General features: G+C 63.3%; 18 protein-coding genes. 10 read left to right on the top strand and 8 right to left on the bottom strand.

The genetic code is table 11. From position 1 onward, the window contains the following. Window positions 1-40 precede the first annotated feature (40 nt). Window positions 41-1,120: an aminopeptidase gene (locus tag BM019_RS26480; protein WP_092421544.1), complete on the bottom strand. Its 1,080-nt coding sequence runs from the start codon at window positions 1,118-1,120 to the stop codon at window positions 41-43. A gap of 59 nt (window positions 1,121-1,179) precedes the next feature. Here BM019_RS26480 and BM019_RS26475 point away from each other — a divergent pair, with 59 nt between their 5' ends. After that, complete coding sequence (locus BM019_RS26475; RefSeq protein WP_092421541.1) at window positions 1,180-1,593, top strand: PA0061/PA0062 family lipoprotein; 414 nt, start codon at window positions 1,180-1,182, stop codon at window positions 1,591-1,593. Between the two features lie 41 nt (window positions 1,594-1,634). Continuing rightward, entirely contained in the window at window positions 1,635-2,054 is a 420-nt protein-coding gene (locus BM019_RS26470) for a PA0061/PA0062 family lipoprotein (protein ID WP_009041502.1), read from the top strand. Window positions 2,055-2,058: 4 nt separating this feature from the next. Here the strand turns inward: BM019_RS26470 and BM019_RS26465 are convergent, their stop codons facing one another. Beyond that, the gene (locus BM019_RS26465; protein ID WP_009041501.1) at window positions 2,059-2,298 is read right to left on the bottom strand and encodes a DUF1161 domain-containing protein; all 240 of its coding nucleotides are present in this window, start codon (window positions 2,296-2,298) and stop codon (window positions 2,059-2,061) included. A 210-nt stretch (window positions 2,299-2,508) separates the two neighbouring features. Then, window positions 2,509-2,940, bottom strand: a complete 432-nt coding sequence (locus BM019_RS26460; protein WP_009041500.1) for an OsmC family protein — start codon at window positions 2,938-2,940, stop codon at window positions 2,509-2,511. A 242-nt stretch (window positions 2,941-3,182) separates the two neighbouring features. On the opposite strand from BM019_RS26460, the gene BM019_RS26455 reads away from it, so the two are divergent. Beyond that, on the top strand, window positions 3,183-4,184 hold the full coding sequence (locus BM019_RS26455) for an LLM class flavin-dependent oxidoreductase (RefSeq protein WP_009041499.1): 1,002 nt from the start codon (window positions 3,183-3,185) through the stop codon (window positions 4,182-4,184). Between the two features lie 157 nt (window positions 4,185-4,341). On the opposite strand, the gene BM019_RS26450 is transcribed toward BM019_RS26455, so the two are convergent. Both BM019_RS26450 and BM019_RS26445 read right to left on the bottom strand, forming a co-directional pair. Beyond that, window positions 4,342-4,566, bottom strand: a complete 225-nt coding sequence (locus BM019_RS26450; RefSeq protein WP_062824119.1) for a DUF1161 domain-containing protein — start codon at window positions 4,564-4,566, stop codon at window positions 4,342-4,344. Between the two features lie 129 nt (window positions 4,567-4,695). Beyond that, window positions 4,696-4,911, bottom strand: coding sequence for a dodecin (locus tag BM019_RS26445; RefSeq protein WP_009041497.1), 216 nt, complete (start codon window positions 4,909-4,911; stop codon window positions 4,696-4,698). 156 nt (window positions 4,912-5,067) lie between these two features. Between BM019_RS26445 and BM019_RS26440 the strand changes: the two genes are divergently transcribed. Next, entirely contained in the window at window positions 5,068-5,394 is a 327-nt protein-coding gene (locus BM019_RS26440) for an ElaB/YgaM/YqjD family protein (protein WP_007926179.1), read from the top strand. On the opposite strand, the gene BM019_RS26435 is transcribed toward BM019_RS26440, so the two are convergent. Then, entirely contained in the window at window positions 5,391-6,284 is an 894-nt protein-coding gene (locus tag BM019_RS26435; protein ID WP_092421538.1) for a LysR family transcriptional regulator, read from the bottom strand. The genes BM019_RS26440 and BM019_RS26435 overlap by 4 nt on opposite strands. Window positions 6,285-6,411: 127 nt before the next feature. On the opposite strand from BM019_RS26435, the gene trpB reads away from it, so the two are divergent. From trpB to BM019_RS26420, 3 genes are all read left to right on the top strand, one after another. Beyond that, complete coding sequence (trpB, locus tag BM019_RS26430; protein WP_009041495.1) at window positions 6,412-7,647, top strand: tryptophan synthase subunit beta; 1,236 nt, start codon at window positions 6,412-6,414, stop codon at window positions 7,645-7,647. Continuing rightward, on the top strand, window positions 7,647-8,465 hold the full coding sequence (trpA, locus tag BM019_RS26425; protein ID WP_085532600.1) for a tryptophan synthase subunit alpha: 819 nt from the start codon (window positions 7,647-7,649) through the stop codon (window positions 8,463-8,465). Before trpB ends, trpA begins: the two co-directional genes overlap by 1 nt. A gap of 114 nt (window positions 8,466-8,579) precedes the next feature. After that, complete coding sequence (locus tag BM019_RS26420; protein WP_007926184.1) at window positions 8,580-9,035, top strand: anti-virulence regulator CigR family protein; 456 nt, start codon at window positions 8,580-8,582, stop codon at window positions 9,033-9,035. 97 nt (window positions 9,036-9,132) lie between these two features. Here BM019_RS26420 and BM019_RS26415 read toward each other — a convergent pair whose 3' ends face one another. Continuing rightward, a complete protein-coding gene (locus BM019_RS26415) occupies window positions 9,133-9,459 on the bottom strand; it encodes a DOPA 4,5-dioxygenase family protein (RefSeq protein WP_009046239.1) in 327 nt (108 codons plus the stop codon). An 80-nt stretch (window positions 9,460-9,539) separates the two neighbouring features. Between BM019_RS26415 and BM019_RS26410 the strand changes: the two genes are divergently transcribed. After that, entirely contained in the window at window positions 9,540-10,190 is a 651-nt protein-coding gene (locus BM019_RS26410) for an NAD(P)-dependent oxidoreductase (RefSeq protein ID WP_092421535.1), read from the top strand. Window positions 10,191-10,285: 95 nt separating this feature from the next. Here BM019_RS26410 and BM019_RS26405 read toward each other — a convergent pair whose 3' ends face one another. After that, window positions 10,286-11,236: a choline sulfate utilization transcriptional regulator gene (locus BM019_RS26405; RefSeq protein ID WP_009041490.1), complete on the bottom strand. Its 951-nt coding sequence runs from the start codon at window positions 11,234-11,236 to the stop codon at window positions 10,286-10,288. A 114-nt stretch (window positions 11,237-11,350) separates the two neighbouring features. Here BM019_RS26405 and betC point away from each other — a divergent pair, with 114 nt between their 5' ends. Both betC and choX read left to right on the top strand, forming a co-directional pair. Next, complete coding sequence (gene betC / locus BM019_RS26400) at window positions 11,351-12,865, top strand: choline-sulfatase (RefSeq protein WP_092421532.1); 1,515 nt, start codon at window positions 11,351-11,353, stop codon at window positions 12,863-12,865. 15 nt (window positions 12,866-12,880) lie between these two features. Continuing rightward, complete coding sequence (gene choX, locus BM019_RS26395) at window positions 12,881-13,813, top strand: choline ABC transporter substrate-binding protein (protein ID WP_092421529.1); 933 nt, start codon at window positions 12,881-12,883, stop codon at window positions 13,811-13,813. Window positions 13,814-13,939: the final 126 nt, after the last annotated feature.

Genomic DNA, 13,939 nt, shown 5'->3' with positions numbered 1-13,939 from the left:
GCTTCTGCTCGACGCTCGCTTGCCCGCGATGGCGTCCTTTTCAGGCGGCGTTCATCAGTGCTTGCAGCGCCGCCTTGCGCTTTTCAGCCGGCAGCGCGCCGAGCTTCTCCACGGCCTGGTAAAAGGCCGGCCAATCCCCGTTCACCTGCTTGAACAAGGCGGCGAATGCCGGCACCCACTGGTCGTACAGGCCAAAAGGCAGCAGCCTGGCATTGTTCAGCGGGGTGTTGATCCAGAAGTCGTAGCGCGCGTCGCCGTGCCATTGGCTGTCCTTCAGCTGTCGGTAATCCCGGCGCAGCTGTTCGAATTCGGCGGCCTTGCGCTGGCGCATCTGCTCGGCTGGGAGCGGCAGGGTATACAGGCGTTCCAGGCGTTGGCGGGTATCGAGGATCAACTGGATGAACTGGTCCTTCTGCTTGACCAGGGCATCGCTGGCCAGCGCCAGGCCGCGGGCCGCGCGCCATTGCCGGGTGCCTTCCTGCTCGACGAAGGTGGCGAAGGATTCGTTGAACTCGGTGTCGTCCTTCACATAAAAGCGCTGATGGGCCAGCTCATGGAAGATCAGGGTCGCCAGGCGCTCGTCGCCCCAATGCAGCATCGAACTGAGGATCGGGTCGTTGAACCAGCCCAGGGTCGAATAGGCCTCCACCCCGCCGATGGCCACATCCATGCCCTGCTGTTTCTGCAAGGCCGCCTCGCCGCGGGCCGCGCCCTGGCTGTAGTAGCCGCGATAGGCCACGCAGCCGGCAATCGGAAAGCAGTGGGTCTTGGGGCTCAGGGAAAACTCAGGGGTGCTGAATACATTCCACACCACGTAGGGCCGGCCGATGTCGGCGTAGAGGCGATAGCTCTGGTTGTCCGGCAGGTGCAGGTGCTGGCTGGCAAAAAGCCGGGCTTTCTGCGACTGGGCCAGATGGGCGCGCAATAACGGGTCGCGAGCCGGGTCGGCGATGACCTGCTCGACCGGCGTACGGGCCTGCAACAGCTGCCATTGGCCACTGGCCAGCTGGCCGTAGTAACCCACGCTGGAACAACCGTTGAGCAACAAAAGCAGCAAGCCCGGAAACAAAAAGCGCAAAAGATGATCAAGTAACCCATGGCTTGAACGCGGCCTAATCAAATCGAATCATCCTTCGAGAGTCTGCCCCCAAGACTATCTCGCCTGCCTGGAGTTTCGCTATGCGCGTGTTGCTGCTGACCACCGGACTCTTGACCTTGAGCGGCTGTGCCGGATTGCCCGCCCCCGATCCGACGCAAGCCTGGATCGACCTCGACACCCACCAGGACACCGCCCTGCAGGCGCTGGAGGTCGACGAAAAGGCCTGGGTGGACCGCCGATATTTCGAGGTACAGCCCGGCAACCATGAGCTGAAGGTGCGCTACCAGTTCGCCGTGGAGCCCACCAATATCGGCCCGGACAGCGAACCGCTGTGGCGCGACTGCCAGCTGAATGTGAAATACAAGGACTTCAACGCCGGCCAGCGCTATCAGTTGCAGACCGGCAATATCGGCTTCCGGCCCTGGGCCAGACTCTATGACCAGCAGCGCAATCTGGTGGGTACCGGCCAACCGGCGGGCTGCCAGCGCACCTGATCGGCGCTATGCTGAGGCCTTTCCCCGGACGGCCCGACCTCATGCGCCAACCCTTGCTGCTGCTTGCCCTGACCGGCCTCGTTGCCTGCTCCAGCCCCCTGCCGGCGGTGGATCCGCAGCAGGCCTGGGTCGATTTCGCCACCCCGACGCCGGGCGGCAAGCTGCTGATGGCCGAGCGCCTGGACAACCAGCGCCTGACCGACGGCCGCTATTTCCAGGTCACCCCGGGCAGTCATGAGTTGATGGTGCGTTTCGATTTCGAGGTGTTCAGCGGGCGCCTCGGCCTGCTGAACGATCCGGCCGAGCGCCTGTGCTACCTGAGCGTGCGCTACGACCATTTCGAAGCCGGCCAGCGTTACCTGCTGGAAGCCCGCTCGCTGGGTTTCTCTCCCAGTGCCCGGCTGTACAACGCCAAGCGTGAGCTGCTGGCCGAAGACCATAGGGTCAACTGCGTGATCTGAACGATCAGCTGTCGTTGCGCTGATAGATGATTGCCTTGGTGCCGTTTTCACAGGTACCGACCACCATGGCCACGTCGTGCTTTTCGGCCTCCTCCTTGCTGACAATCTCCAGGGTGTAGGAGGGCACGGCGTTGGCCTGGATCTTGATTTCAATCTCTTTCTTGAGTTCTTCGCAATCCTTCGGAGCCGCCAGGGCCGAGGTGGCCAGCGCGCAACAAACAACTGCCAGGGCAAAACGTTTCATGATATGGAGCTCCCTTTGATGCAGCGCCCATGGTCATGGGCTGAGCCTGCAGTCGGCTATTCGACCACATTTTCATGAAGCGAGTTCTGACGCCGCGCATATCGGGCGCGGGAGTTTCGGCAGGAGTGCAATCGCGAGCCAGTTCGCGCCTACGGGCTCGAAGGCGTGAGCGAGCTGGCTCGCGAAGCGACAGGGCAGGTTAAAACACCGTCAGCTGACCAGCGTCGCATCCAGGCTGATCCTGGCATTCAGCACCTTGGACACCGGGCAACCTTCCTTGGCCTTCTTGCTCAGCTCATCGAACTGCTGCTGGCTGGCGCCGGGAATCTTCGCCTTGAGGATCAGGTGCACCGCGGTGATCGCAAAACCGCCATCGACCTGGTCCAGCGTCACTTCGGCGTTGGTGTCGATGCTGTCGGCCTTGAGCCCGGCCTCGCCGAGAATCATCGAGAAGGCCATGGAAAAACACCCCGCATGCGCGGCGCCGATCAGCTCTTCCGGGTTGGTGCCCTTGCCGCCCTCGAAACGCGCCTTGAAACCGTAAGGTGCATCGCGCAGTACCCCGGTTTCCGTGGAAATCGAGCCAATGCCGGTTTTCAGGTCGCCTTCCCAGTGAGCCGATGCTTTCTTGATGATGCTCATGTCTGTCTCCTCGAGAACGGGCGCGAAAGACCGCGCCCATGTGGTTTTCTGCTACTCAGGGTTCTAGAGGATAGAAGGCCCGGCGAAGTTCATCCTGTCTGAATCCACCGTTTATCCGGACAGCAAATTCAGCCTGGCTATTGAAACTCGGGTATATGCCCACATTGCATGAAACAGGCTTACAGCATTCGGCAGGTTTTGGCTCATGACAAAGGCCTGCACACCAAAGGAGAAGCAGGTTCATGAAACCACTGTCCGACGTTAAGTTTTCCACCCTCGACCTGGTCCCCGTGCGCGAAGACGGCAGCCCGGCGCAATCGCTGCGCAATTCCCTGGACCTGGCCCGCCATGTAGAGAAGTTCGGCTACACCCGCTTCTGGGTCGCCGAGCACCACAACATGGACGGTATCGCCAGCTCCGCGACCTCGGTGCTGCTGGGCTACCTGGCCGGCGGCACCTCGAGCATTCGCGTCGGCTCCGGCGGCGTGATGCTGCCCAACCATGCGCCGCTGGTGATCGCCGAGCAGTTCGGCACCCTGGAAAGCCTGTACCCAGGGCGTATCGACCTGGGCCTGGGCCGCGCGCCGGGTTCGGACCAGATGACCGCCCGCGCCCTGCGCCGCGAACGGTCCGGCAGCGCCGACGACTTCCCTGAAGACGTCGCCGAGCTGATGGCCTATCTCGGCCCACGCACCCCGGAACAACGGGTGATCGCGGTGCCGGGAACCGGTACTCAGGTGCCGGTGTGGCTGCTGGGTTCCAGCCTGTTCAGTGCACAACTGGCCGGCGAGCGCGGCTTGCCTTACGCCTTCGCCTCGCATTTCGCGCCGCGCTACATGCACGAGGCGATTCGCGTGTACCGCAATCACTTCAAGCCTTCGGCCGTGCTCGACAAGCCTTATGTGATGCTCGGCGTGCCGCTGGTGGCCGCCGATACCGACGAACAGGCCGACTATCTGGCGACCTCGGTGTACCAGCGGATCCTCGCGTTGATGCGCGGCCAGAGCCTGGTGCAGCGCAAACCGGTGAAGAGCATGGACGGCCTGTGGCTGCCCCATGAAAAAGAGGCCGTGGGCAGCTTCCTCGGCCTGGCCATGATCGGCAGCCCGGCAAAGATCCGCGCCAAGCTCGAAGTGCTGATCGAACAGACCGGCGCCGATGAGCTGATCTTTACCTGCGACCTGTACGAGCACGCCGACCGCCTGCATTCCTACGAATTGCTGGCGCAAGTGATGAAGGGTTGAGTCTGCAATCGGGCCGAAGGACTGGGTGATCCAGAGGCCCTGCGCGCCCTTCGGTCGCGATCGCAGCCTGCGGCAGCGGCTACAGGGGCACGCCTGGCCTGACCCGGGCACAAAAAAGCCGACGCAGCGCGTCGGCTTTGTTCATTGCTACAAGGGCTCAGCCACGCTTGTAGACGATTTCCTTGGTACCGCCTTCGCAGGTACCGACCACTTTGCCGTCAGTCGCGCTGCCTTTTTCGACAATTTCCAGCGAATAACCCGACACCCCTTTGGCATCGATCTTCGCGGCGATTTCGCTTTTCAGCTCTTCGCATGATTTGCCGGCAGCAAGGACTGTTCCCGCGACACTCAACAACGCTAAAGCCATTACCAGTTTTTTCATCGGTCACATTCCCTGGTCGAATCAAAATAAGCGTCAAGCCCCGGCCTGCTCGGCATCGAGGCAGATATAGCGCTTTGCCATTCCCTATGGCAATCGGCCAGCGCACAAGTTCAACAGCCTAGCCCAGGTTCAGCTGTTGGCAATGCGGAAACCGACTTTGAGCGTGACCTGGAAATGCGCGGCCTTGCCATCCTTGATATGCCCACGGGTTTCCGTGACCTCGAACCACTCCAGGTGCTGGATGCTTTTGCTGGCTTCGGCCAGCGCATTGTTGATGGCGTCTTCGATGCTGCTAGGGGACGAACCGACCAGTTCGACTTTCTTGTAGGTGTGATGATCAGACATGGCGCGCTCTCCTTATGAGGTAGATCAAAGCCTAGCAGCGATTAGCGGCAACACTTGAGTGAGCCCCGGCCCATCGAAGTTCAGATTTAATGCACTTTCGCCAGGCCGCGCAGTCGGACCCTACAGACCCTCAATCAACAATGCAGGAGAGCCACCATGGCCAACACTTCGTTACGCAAAGCCTCATTGGAAAGCATGGAAGCCGAGATCGAAAGTCTGCTCAAGTCCCTGGAAAGCCTCAAGGACGACGCTTCGGACGAATCGCGCAAAACCCTCAAGGCGCTGAAAAGCAACGCCGAGAGCGCGCTGAGACATTCGCGCAGCCTGCTCAGCGATGCCTATGAAGAAGTCAAAGTGAAAACCCGTGAAACCGGGATCGCCACCCGCGACTACGCCCAGCAGCACCCCTGGACCACCGCCGGCGTCGCCGTGGGCGCGCTGGGCCTGCTGGCCGCTTACCTGCTGTGCAAGCGCGGCAATTAAGGCGTCTGGCGCAGCTCGTTACTGAGCCACTGCGCCAGCTGCCGGGCGCGCCCGTCCGCGGCGCGCTTGGGTAGCCACAACGCCAGTTGCCCCGGGGTTTCACAGAAGCCCCACGGGGCAACCAGGCGTCCGGCACGCAGGTCCTCGGCCACCAGCGGCTGCGGCGCGATCGCCACACCCAGCCCGGCCACCGCGGCCTCCAGCAAATAATACAAATGCTCGAAACCCTGGCCGAACTTCAGCGCCCCGGCGTCGATGCCGTTCTGCCGTGCCCAGCTGGGCCAGGCCTGCGGGCGCGAGGTGGTCTGTAGCAACGTCTCGTTGAGCAGCGCACTGGCCGGCGCCTCGCGCAGTTGCTCGTAACGGCTGTAGCGGGGGCTGAGCACCGGGCCGATGCGCTCGCTGGCCAGCTCAAAGACCTGCATGTCCGCCGGCCACGGCGGCTCGGCGAATACCAGCAAGGCATCCAGCCCTGGCCGGCGCGGGTCGAGATCGCCTTCACCGGCCGACAGGTGCAGGCGCAGGTCCGGCAGGTCGGCATTCAGCCGCCCCAGGCGCGGAATGAACCAGCGCGCCAGCAGGCTGCCGGAACAGCCGAGCACGAAGGGCGCATCGACGGTGCTCTGGGTCAGCTCGGCGCAGACCGTGCGCAGGCGCTCGAAGGCATCGCTGCTGGCATCGCGCAGGCGCATACCGGCATCTGTGAGTTTAAGGCCGCGCCCTTCCTTGACGAACAGGCTCACCCCAAGATGCTCTTCGAGCACCTTCAACTGGCGGCTGACCGCGCCATGGGTGACGTGCAGCTGTTCGGCTGCCTGACTGACGCTGTTCAGGCGAGCGGTGGCTTCGAAGGCCCGGAGGGCGTTCAGCGGGGGCAGGTCGTGGCTCATGGGATATGTGAGTTTTCCTGACAGGTTGTGGCGATCTTATCGGTTTTCAGCCTGGGGCGTCAGGGGTAGAGTGAACGCCATTGTCTTTCCAGCATTCACCCTTTTGACGAATCACCGGGAGCGCCCCATGAACCAGACCAACCTGCGCAACGGTCCTGATGCCAACGGCCTGTTCGGCGCGTTCGGCGGCCGTTACGTCGCCGAAACCCTGATGCCGCTGATCCTCGACCTGGCCCGCGAATACGAAGCGGCCAAGGAAGATCCGGAGTTCCTCAAGGAACTGGCCTACTTCCAGCGCGACTACGTCGGCCGTCCAAGCCCGCTGTATTTCGCCGAGCGCCTGACCGAACACTGCGGCGGCGCCAAGATCTACCTCAAGCGCGAAGAGCTGAACCACACCGGCGCGCACAAGATCAACAACTGCATCGGCCAGATCCTCCTGGCGCGGCGCATGGGCAAGAAACGCATCATCGCCGAGACCGGCGCCGGCATGCACGGTGTGGCCACCGCCACCGTGGCGGCCCGTTTCGGCCTGGACTGCGTGATCTACATGGGCACCACCGACATCGAGCGCCAGCAGGCCAACGTGTTCCGCATGAAGCTGCTGGGCGCCGAAGTGATCCCGGTGGTCGCCGGCACCGGCACCCTGAAGGACGCGATGAACGAAGCCCTGCGTGACTGGGTGACCAACGTCGACAGCACCTTCTACCTGATCGGCACCGTGGCCGGTCCGCACCCTTATCCCGCCATGGTCCGCGACTTCCAGGCGGTGATCGGCAAGGAAACCCGCGAACAGCTGCAAGCCCAGGAAGGCCGCCTGCCGGACAGCCTGGTGGCATGCATCGGCGGCGGTTCCAACGCCATGGGCCTGTTCCATCCGTTCCTCGACGACAAGAGCGTGCAGATCATCGGCGTCGAAGCCGCCGGCTACGGCATCGAGACCGGCAAGCACGCGGCCAGCCTGAACGGCGGCCTGCCTGGCGTGCTGCATGGCAATCGCACCTTCCTGCTGCAGGACGAGGATGGCCAGATCATCGACGCCCACTCGATTTCCGCCGGCCTCGACTACCCGGGCATCGGCCCTGAACACGCCTGGCTGCACGATATCGGCCGTGTCGAATACACCTCGGTGACCGACGACGAAGCCCTGGCCGCGTTCCACCAGTGCTGCCGCCTGGAAGGCATCATCCCGGCCCTGGAAAGCGCCCACGCCCTGGCCGAAGTGTTCAAGCGCGCGCCGAACCTGCCCAAGGATCACCTGATGGTGGTCAACCTCTCGGGCCGCGGCGACAAAGACATGCAAACCGTGATGCACCACATGGAACACTCTCAACAAGAGCAATCCCAGCAGGAGAAACACTGATGAGCCGCCTGCAAACGCGCTTTGCCCAGCTTAAGCAACAGAACCGCGCTGCCCTGGTGACCTTCGTCACCGCCGGCGACCCGGGCTACGACGCTTCCCTGGCGATCCTCAAGGGCTTGCCGGCCGCCGGCGCCGACGTGATCGAACTGGGCATGCCCTTCACCGATCCGATGGCCGATGGCCCGGCGATCCAGCTGGCCAACATCCGCGCCCTGGAGGCCAAGCAAAACCTGGCGAAAACCCTGCAAATGGTTCGCGAGTTCCGTGTCGGCAACAACGACACGCCGCTGGTGCTGATGGGGTACTTCAACCCGATCCACCACTACGGCGTACCGCGCTTCATCGCCGAAGCCAAGGAAGCCGGGGTCGACGGCCTGATCGTGGTCGACATGCCGCCCGAGCACAACGCCGAGCTGTGCGACCCGTCCCAGGCCGCCGGCATCGACTTCATCCGCCTGACCACGCCGACCACCGACGACGCGCGCCTGCCGAAAGTACTGAACGGCAGCTCGGGCTTCGTCTACTACGTCTCCGTGGCCGGTGTGACCGGTGCCGGCTCCGCCACCCTGGAGCACGTGGAAGAGGCGGTGACCCGCCTGCGTCGCCACACCGACCTGCCGATCAGCATCGGTTTCGGCATCCGTACGCCGGAGCAGGCCGCGGCCATCGCCCGCCTCGCCGACGGCGTGGTGGTGGGGTCGGCGCTGATCGACCAGATCGCCAATGCCAGCAGTTCCGAGCAAGCTGTGGACGGCGTGCTGAGCCTGTGCGCCTCCCTCGCCGAAGGGGTGCGTCAAGCCCGTGTCAGCCAAGGGTAAAGTTCCTGATACAGAGGAATTCGCCTCAGAGTCCACAGACTAACCAGCAAGACCAAGGGGTTCAGAACCAGGTTCTGAACCCCTTTTTGTTGTTCGTGCTCTGAGGAAGACCCGATGAAAATGCCCAAACGCCTGATTGCCGGTCTCGGTGTGCTGATGCTCAGTGCCAGCCCGCTGCTGCACGCGGTCGCGGACCCACGTGACGACCACGACCGCGGCGGCCCGCAACCGGGTCGCTACGACAATCGAGGAGACAATCGGGGCGATGAGCATCGCGGCCCGCAGGCCGACCGCCGTGGTGGCCCACCCCGGGATTTCGGCCCGGTGCGCGAGACCATTCGCGACAACCACGCCTACTTCGTACGCGGCGCGCCGCCGCCCCACGGCATCCATCTGGTGCGCGGCCAGCCGCTGCCCCGCGGCTACTACGGCGAACGCCTGGACAACCGCGCCCTGGCGCACCTGCCGTACTACCCGGGTTATGAATGGCGGCGCATGGGCGCCGATATCGTGCTGATCGCGGTGGGCACGGGGATCGTCTACGAGATCCTCGATGGCGTGTTGTATTGATCGGCGCTGATGGCGCTTGAAAGGATGCCATCGCGAGCAAGCTCGCTCCTACAGAAAGCGCCTGACCTTGTAGGAGCGAGCGTGCTCGCGAAAAACCTCAAAAAATCGACAGGTCCAGCGGCCTGATCGCCCCCATCCAGACCGCATGCTCCGTGTGATCCTTCAGGTCGTCCCCGGTATCCGGGTGCAGAAACACCACCAGCCCGTTGCGATTGAGCGCCAGCCACGGCAACACCTCGCCCAGGTATTGCGGCTCGAACGCCAGCTGGCAGCTCCAGTCCGGGTGCGGGCCGACCGGCCGTTCATGCACCCGCCCCATCTTCAATGGAAACAATTGCGCCGCCTGCTCGCACAGGGCCCGCGCCTGGTCGATGGTGCTGGCGTCGAAATAGACATGGGCGTGATAGCCCTTGATGCGTTGCATGGAACCTCTCATGACAAAGTCGAACCCTGGCGACCGCCCACAGGTCATAACCTTAGCAGTGTAAAGAAACGGGCCGCGCCATGAAAAATGCCGAAACCCCGGTGGTCAAGCTGGTGCTCTACGGTGCCATGAGCAGCCTGGGCAGCGCGCTGATGGCGGAATTCCTGCGGCGCCAGCATGAAGTCATCGCCATCCTCGACGACCTGACGGCCCTCGAGCCCCTTCCCGGCTTGCGCACCAAATGCGGTGACCTGTTCGATGCCGCGCGGGTCAGGCAAAGCGTGGCCGGAGGCGACGTAGTGGCCTGCCTGCTGGATGCTCCGGGGCTGCCCATGGGCCTCGAACAGCAGGAAAACCTGCTGCTCGAACCCCGGGAACAACTTCGCGCGGTCGATGCGCTGATCGCTGGCATGCAGGCCGCGGGCGTCCGGCGCCTGTTCCTGGTGGGGCATTTCGAGGTGCTGGACCAGCCGGAGATGGAAGGCTACCCACACCACCAGACGGCCGAGACCATCCTCGACACGCTGCAAGGCAGCAGCTTGCGCTGGACCCTGGTGAATGCGCCGCAAAGCGTACCCGGGCTGACCCTGGAACACTTCAGCCACCCCATCGACAGCCTTGCACCCGAGCGGGTCGAGCCGGTGCAGCGACTGGCACGGGTAGCTGCCGGAATCGCCGATGAACAGCAGTTGAACCTGCATGTGGGCGAGCATGTGAACTTCGTGTGCTGAATCCTTATCGCGAGCAAGCTCGCTCCTACAGAAGGTTATGCGATCCCATGTAGGAGCGAGCTTGCTCGCGATGGCTTCCACGCCAACCCCAAACCTCAGATGGCAATCGAAGGCAGGCCCAGCCCGGTCAAAGATTGCGCGCTGTCGGCCTGCTCGGCCATCAGCCAGTCGAAAAACCGCTGGATCAACGGCCCGCGGCGTTTGCGCTGGGGCAGGACCACGTAATAGCCGTAGCGGGAAATCAGCGTTTCGCTGATCGGCCGGCACAACAGACCTTGCGCCAGCAAGTTATCCACAAGGTGGCGCCAGCCAATACCCACGCCCTGGCCACCGATCGCCGCCTGGATCAGCAGGGTGTAGTTGTCGAAACGCAGCTGCCCCGGCGCCGGCGGGGTGGCGATCCCCAACTCGCGGAACACGCCGCTCCAGTCGAACCAGTGGCTGCTGTTTTCCCCCTTCAAATGCAGCAGCGGAAACTCCAGCAGCGACTGGGCACCGAGGGGCAGCGGCCGCTCCTTGAGCAGCAACGGGCTGCACACCGGAAACACTTCCTCGTTGAACAGCCAGTGGCTTTCACCCTGCTTGAAACGGCCATCGCCAAACAGCACCGCCACGTCGATATCGGTGCGCAGCATGTTGTGGCTGCGCTCGCTGGTGACCAGGCTCACGTCCACCTGTGGATTGGCGGCGTGGAAGCGGTGCAGGCGCGGCATCAGCCAGTAGGCGGCGAAGGCGAAGTCGGTGGCCACCTGCAGCACCTCATGCTGGTGCTGGGCGGTGATGGCGCTCAGGCCGCTGTCGATGCTCTGCAAGCCGGCCTGCACCTGTTCGAACAACTGGCTGCCGGCCTCGGTCAGTTCGATGCCACGGTAGATGCGGTCGAACAGCCGGGTGCCGAGCTGCTCCTCCAGCCGCTTGATCTGCTGGCTGATGGCCGGCTGGGTGGTGCCCAGCTCTACCGCCGCGGCGGTAAAGCTGCGCTGGCGCGCCGCCGCCTCGAAGACGCGAAACAGGTCCAGGGACAGGTCGCCAAGCGCTTCATACATAAGCAGTGCTTATCCTAGTCATTGCCGTACATGGGCTTTACCGTAAATGCCTTGGGTTACATCCTCGATCGCAGCACTTTCGCATAACTGCCCACTATGGAATGCCGCGAATACATGAAGCGCAAGAACATTCTTTTCATCATGGCCGATCAGATGGCCGCGCCAATGTTGCCGTTCTACGGTCCATCGCCCATCAAGCTGCCGCATCTGAGCCGTCTCGCCGCCCAAGGCGTGGTGTTCGACGCCGCCTACTGCAACAGCCCGCTGTGCGCGCCCTCGCGTTTCACCCTGGTCAGCGGTCAGTTGCCGAGCAAGATCGGTGCCTACGACAACGCCGCCGACTTCCCCGCCGATGTCCCGACCTACGCCCATTACCTGCGCCGCCTGGGCTACCGCACGGCGCTGTCGGGCAAGATGCATTTCTGCGGTCCGGACCAGCTGCACGGTTACGAAGAACGCCTGACCAGCGATATCTACCCGGCCGACTATGGCTGGGCGGTGAACTGGGACGAACCGGACGTGCGCCCGAGCTGGTACCACAACATGTCTTCGGTGCTGCTGGCCGGGCCATGCGTGCGCACCAACCAGCTGGATTTCGACGAAGAGGTGGTGTTCAAGGCCCGCCAGTACCTGTTCGATCACGTTCGCGAAGACGGCGACCAGCCGTTCTGCCTGACCGTGTCGATGACCCACCCGCACGACCCGTACACCATTCCCAAGGCCTTCTGGGACCTGTACCGCGACGAGGATATTCCGCTACCGCAGACCCCGGCCCAGACCGCGCTCGACCCGCATTCCCAGCGCCTGCTCAAGGTCTACGACCTGTGGGACAAGCCGCTGCCTGTGGATAAGATTCGCGACGCGCGTCGCGCCTATTTCGGCGCGTGCAGCTATATCGACAGCAACGTCGGCAAACTCCTGGAAACCCTGGAGGAAACCGGGCTGATCGACGACACCATCATTGTTTTCTCCGGCGACCACGGCGACATGCTCGGCGAGCGCGGCCTCTGGTACAAAATGCATTGGTTCGAAATGGCCGCGCGGGTGCCGCTGCTGGTCAGCGCGCCGGGGCAATTCAACGCCGGCCGGGTAAGCCAGGCGGTCTCGACCGCCGACCTGCTGCCGACCCTGGTGGAACTGGCCGGAGGCCAGCTGCAACCGGGCCTGGCGCTGGATGGCCGCTCCCTGGTGCCGCACCTGCAAGGGCAGGGAGGGCATGACGAAGTCTTCGGCGAGTACATGGCCGAAGGCACCATCAGCCCGCTGATGATGATTCGTCGCGGCCGCTACAAGTTCATCTACAGCGAAGACGACCCGTGCCTGCTGTTCGATATGGCCAACGACCCGCGCGAGCAGGAAGAACTCAGCCAATCGCCGCAACATCGCCCGCTATTCGAGGATTTTCTCCGCGAGGCGCGGGCCAAGTGGGATATCCCGACCATCCACCAACAGGTACTCGCCAGCCAGCGCCGCCGTCGCTTCGTCGCAGGCGCCTTGAGCCTGGGCAAGCTGAAGAGCTGGGACCACCAGCCACTGGTCGACGCCAGTGCGCAATACATGCGCAACCACATCGACCTCGACGATCTGGAGCGCAAGGCTCGTTATCCACAACCCTGCCCAAACCAATAACGTAAGGGGAAGAGCATGCAAAGGTTATCCACAGCAGTGACGGCCGCGCTTCTGGCGCTGGGCAGTGTTTCGATCCCGGCCCTGGCCTGGGCCGAACAGGGTTGCGAAACGGTGAAGATGGCCGACCCGGGCTGGAGCGACATCGCCGCCACCAACGCCATCGCCGGTTTCCTGTTGGACGGCATGGGCTACAAGGCCAAGATCGACACCCTGGCGGTGCCGATTACTTTCGGCGGGCTCAAGGACGGCCAGGTGGATGTGTTCCTGGGCAACTGGATGCCGGCGCAGCAGGGCTTCTACGACAAGTTCGTGGCCAATGGCGATGTCACCCAGCTGGCGAAGAACCTGGACGGCACCGAGTTCACCCTGGCGGTGCCGGATTACGTCTGGGACGCCGGCGTGCATGACTTCAACGACCTGAATAAGTACGCAGACAAGTTCGATAAGAAGCTCTACGGCATCGGCTCCGGGGCCCCGGCCAACCTGTCGTTGCAGGAGATCATCAAGAAGAACGACTTCAACCTCGGCCAGTGGAAGCTGATCGAGTCCAGCGAGCAGGCGATGCTCGCCGAAGTCTCGCGGGCGGTGAAAAGGCAGAAGTTCGTCACCTTCCTCGGCTGGACCCCGCACCCGATGAACGTGCAGCTGAAAATGCATTACCTCAAGGGCGGCGAGAAGTACTTCGGCGACACCGGCAGCGTCTACACCCTGACCCGCAAGGGGTATGCACAGGCCTGCCCGAACGTCGGCAAGCTGCTGGGCAACCTGAGCTTCACCCAGGAAATGGAGAACAGCATCATGGCCGAGGTGGCCAACAAGAAGGTCAGCAACTTTGACGCAGCCAAGGCCTGGATCAAGGCCAACCCGGCAGTGCTGGACAAGTGGCTGGACGGGGTGAAGACCCTCGACGGCAAGGAGGCGCTGCCGGCGGTGCAGGCCAAGCTGTAATCCACCTGTAGCCGCTGCCGCAGGCTGCGATAGGTCCGGCAGGACCTCAACGGGCTCGAAAACCCTGCGCCCCTGCGGGTCGATCGCAGCCTGCGGCAGCGGCTACAACCGTCACTGACGGGCCTT

The organism is Pseudomonas sp. NFPP07 (assembly GCF_900115645.1).
In the GTDB taxonomy this organism is placed as follows: Bacteria; Pseudomonadota; Gammaproteobacteria; order Pseudomonadales; family Pseudomonadaceae; genus Aquipseudomonas; species Aquipseudomonas chlororaphis.
Note: the sequence above shows the minus strand (reverse complement) of the source record. Positions and strands in the feature narration are given on the sequence as shown.

Coding starts and splice junctions, on each gene's coding strand:
- BM019_RS26475 (WP_092421541.1), top strand. CDS start 1,180: ATGCGCGTGTTGCTGCTGACCACCGGACTCTTGACCTTGAGCGGCTGT.
- BM019_RS26470 (WP_009041502.1), top strand. CDS start 1,635: ATGCGCCAACCCTTGCTGCTGCTTGCCCTGACCGGCCTCGTTGCCTGC.
- BM019_RS26465 (WP_009041501.1), bottom strand. CDS start 2,298: ATGAAACGTTTTGCCCTGGCAGTTGTTTGTTGCGCGCTGGCCACCTCG.
- BM019_RS26460 (WP_009041500.1), bottom strand. CDS start 2,940: ATGAGCATCATCAAGAAAGCATCGGCTCACTGGGAAGGCGACCTGAAA.
- BM019_RS26455 (WP_009041499.1), top strand. CDS start 3,183: ATGAAACCACTGTCCGACGTTAAGTTTTCCACCCTCGACCTGGTCCCC.
- BM019_RS26450 (WP_062824119.1), bottom strand. CDS start 4,566: ATGAAAAAACTGGTAATGGCTTTAGCGTTGTTGAGTGTCGCGGGAACA.
- BM019_RS26445 (WP_009041497.1), bottom strand. CDS start 4,911: ATGTCTGATCATCACACCTACAAGAAAGTCGAACTGGTCGGTTCGTCC.
- BM019_RS26440 (WP_007926179.1), top strand. CDS start 5,068: ATGGCCAACACTTCGTTACGCAAAGCCTCATTGGAAAGCATGGAAGCC.
- BM019_RS26435 (WP_092421538.1), bottom strand. CDS start 6,284: ATGAGCCACGACCTGCCCCCGCTGAACGCCCTCCGGGCCTTCGAAGCC.
- trpB (WP_009041495.1), top strand. CDS start 6,412: ATGAACCAGACCAACCTGCGCAACGGTCCTGATGCCAACGGCCTGTTC.
- trpA (WP_085532600.1), top strand. CDS start 7,647: ATGAGCCGCCTGCAAACGCGCTTTGCCCAGCTTAAGCAACAGAACCGC.
- BM019_RS26420 (WP_007926184.1), top strand. CDS start 8,580: ATGAAAATGCCCAAACGCCTGATTGCCGGTCTCGGTGTGCTGATGCTC.
- BM019_RS26415 (WP_009046239.1), bottom strand. CDS start 9,459: ATGCAACGCATCAAGGGCTATCACGCCCATGTCTATTTCGACGCCAGC.
- BM019_RS26410 (WP_092421535.1), top strand. CDS start 9,540: ATGAAAAATGCCGAAACCCCGGTGGTCAAGCTGGTGCTCTACGGTGCC.
- BM019_RS26405 (WP_009041490.1), bottom strand. CDS start 11,236: ATGTATGAAGCGCTTGGCGACCTGTCCCTGGACCTGTTTCGCGTCTTC.
- betC (WP_092421532.1), top strand. CDS start 11,351: ATGAAGCGCAAGAACATTCTTTTCATCATGGCCGATCAGATGGCCGCG.
- choX (WP_092421529.1), top strand. CDS start 12,881: ATGCAAAGGTTATCCACAGCAGTGACGGCCGCGCTTCTGGCGCTGGGC.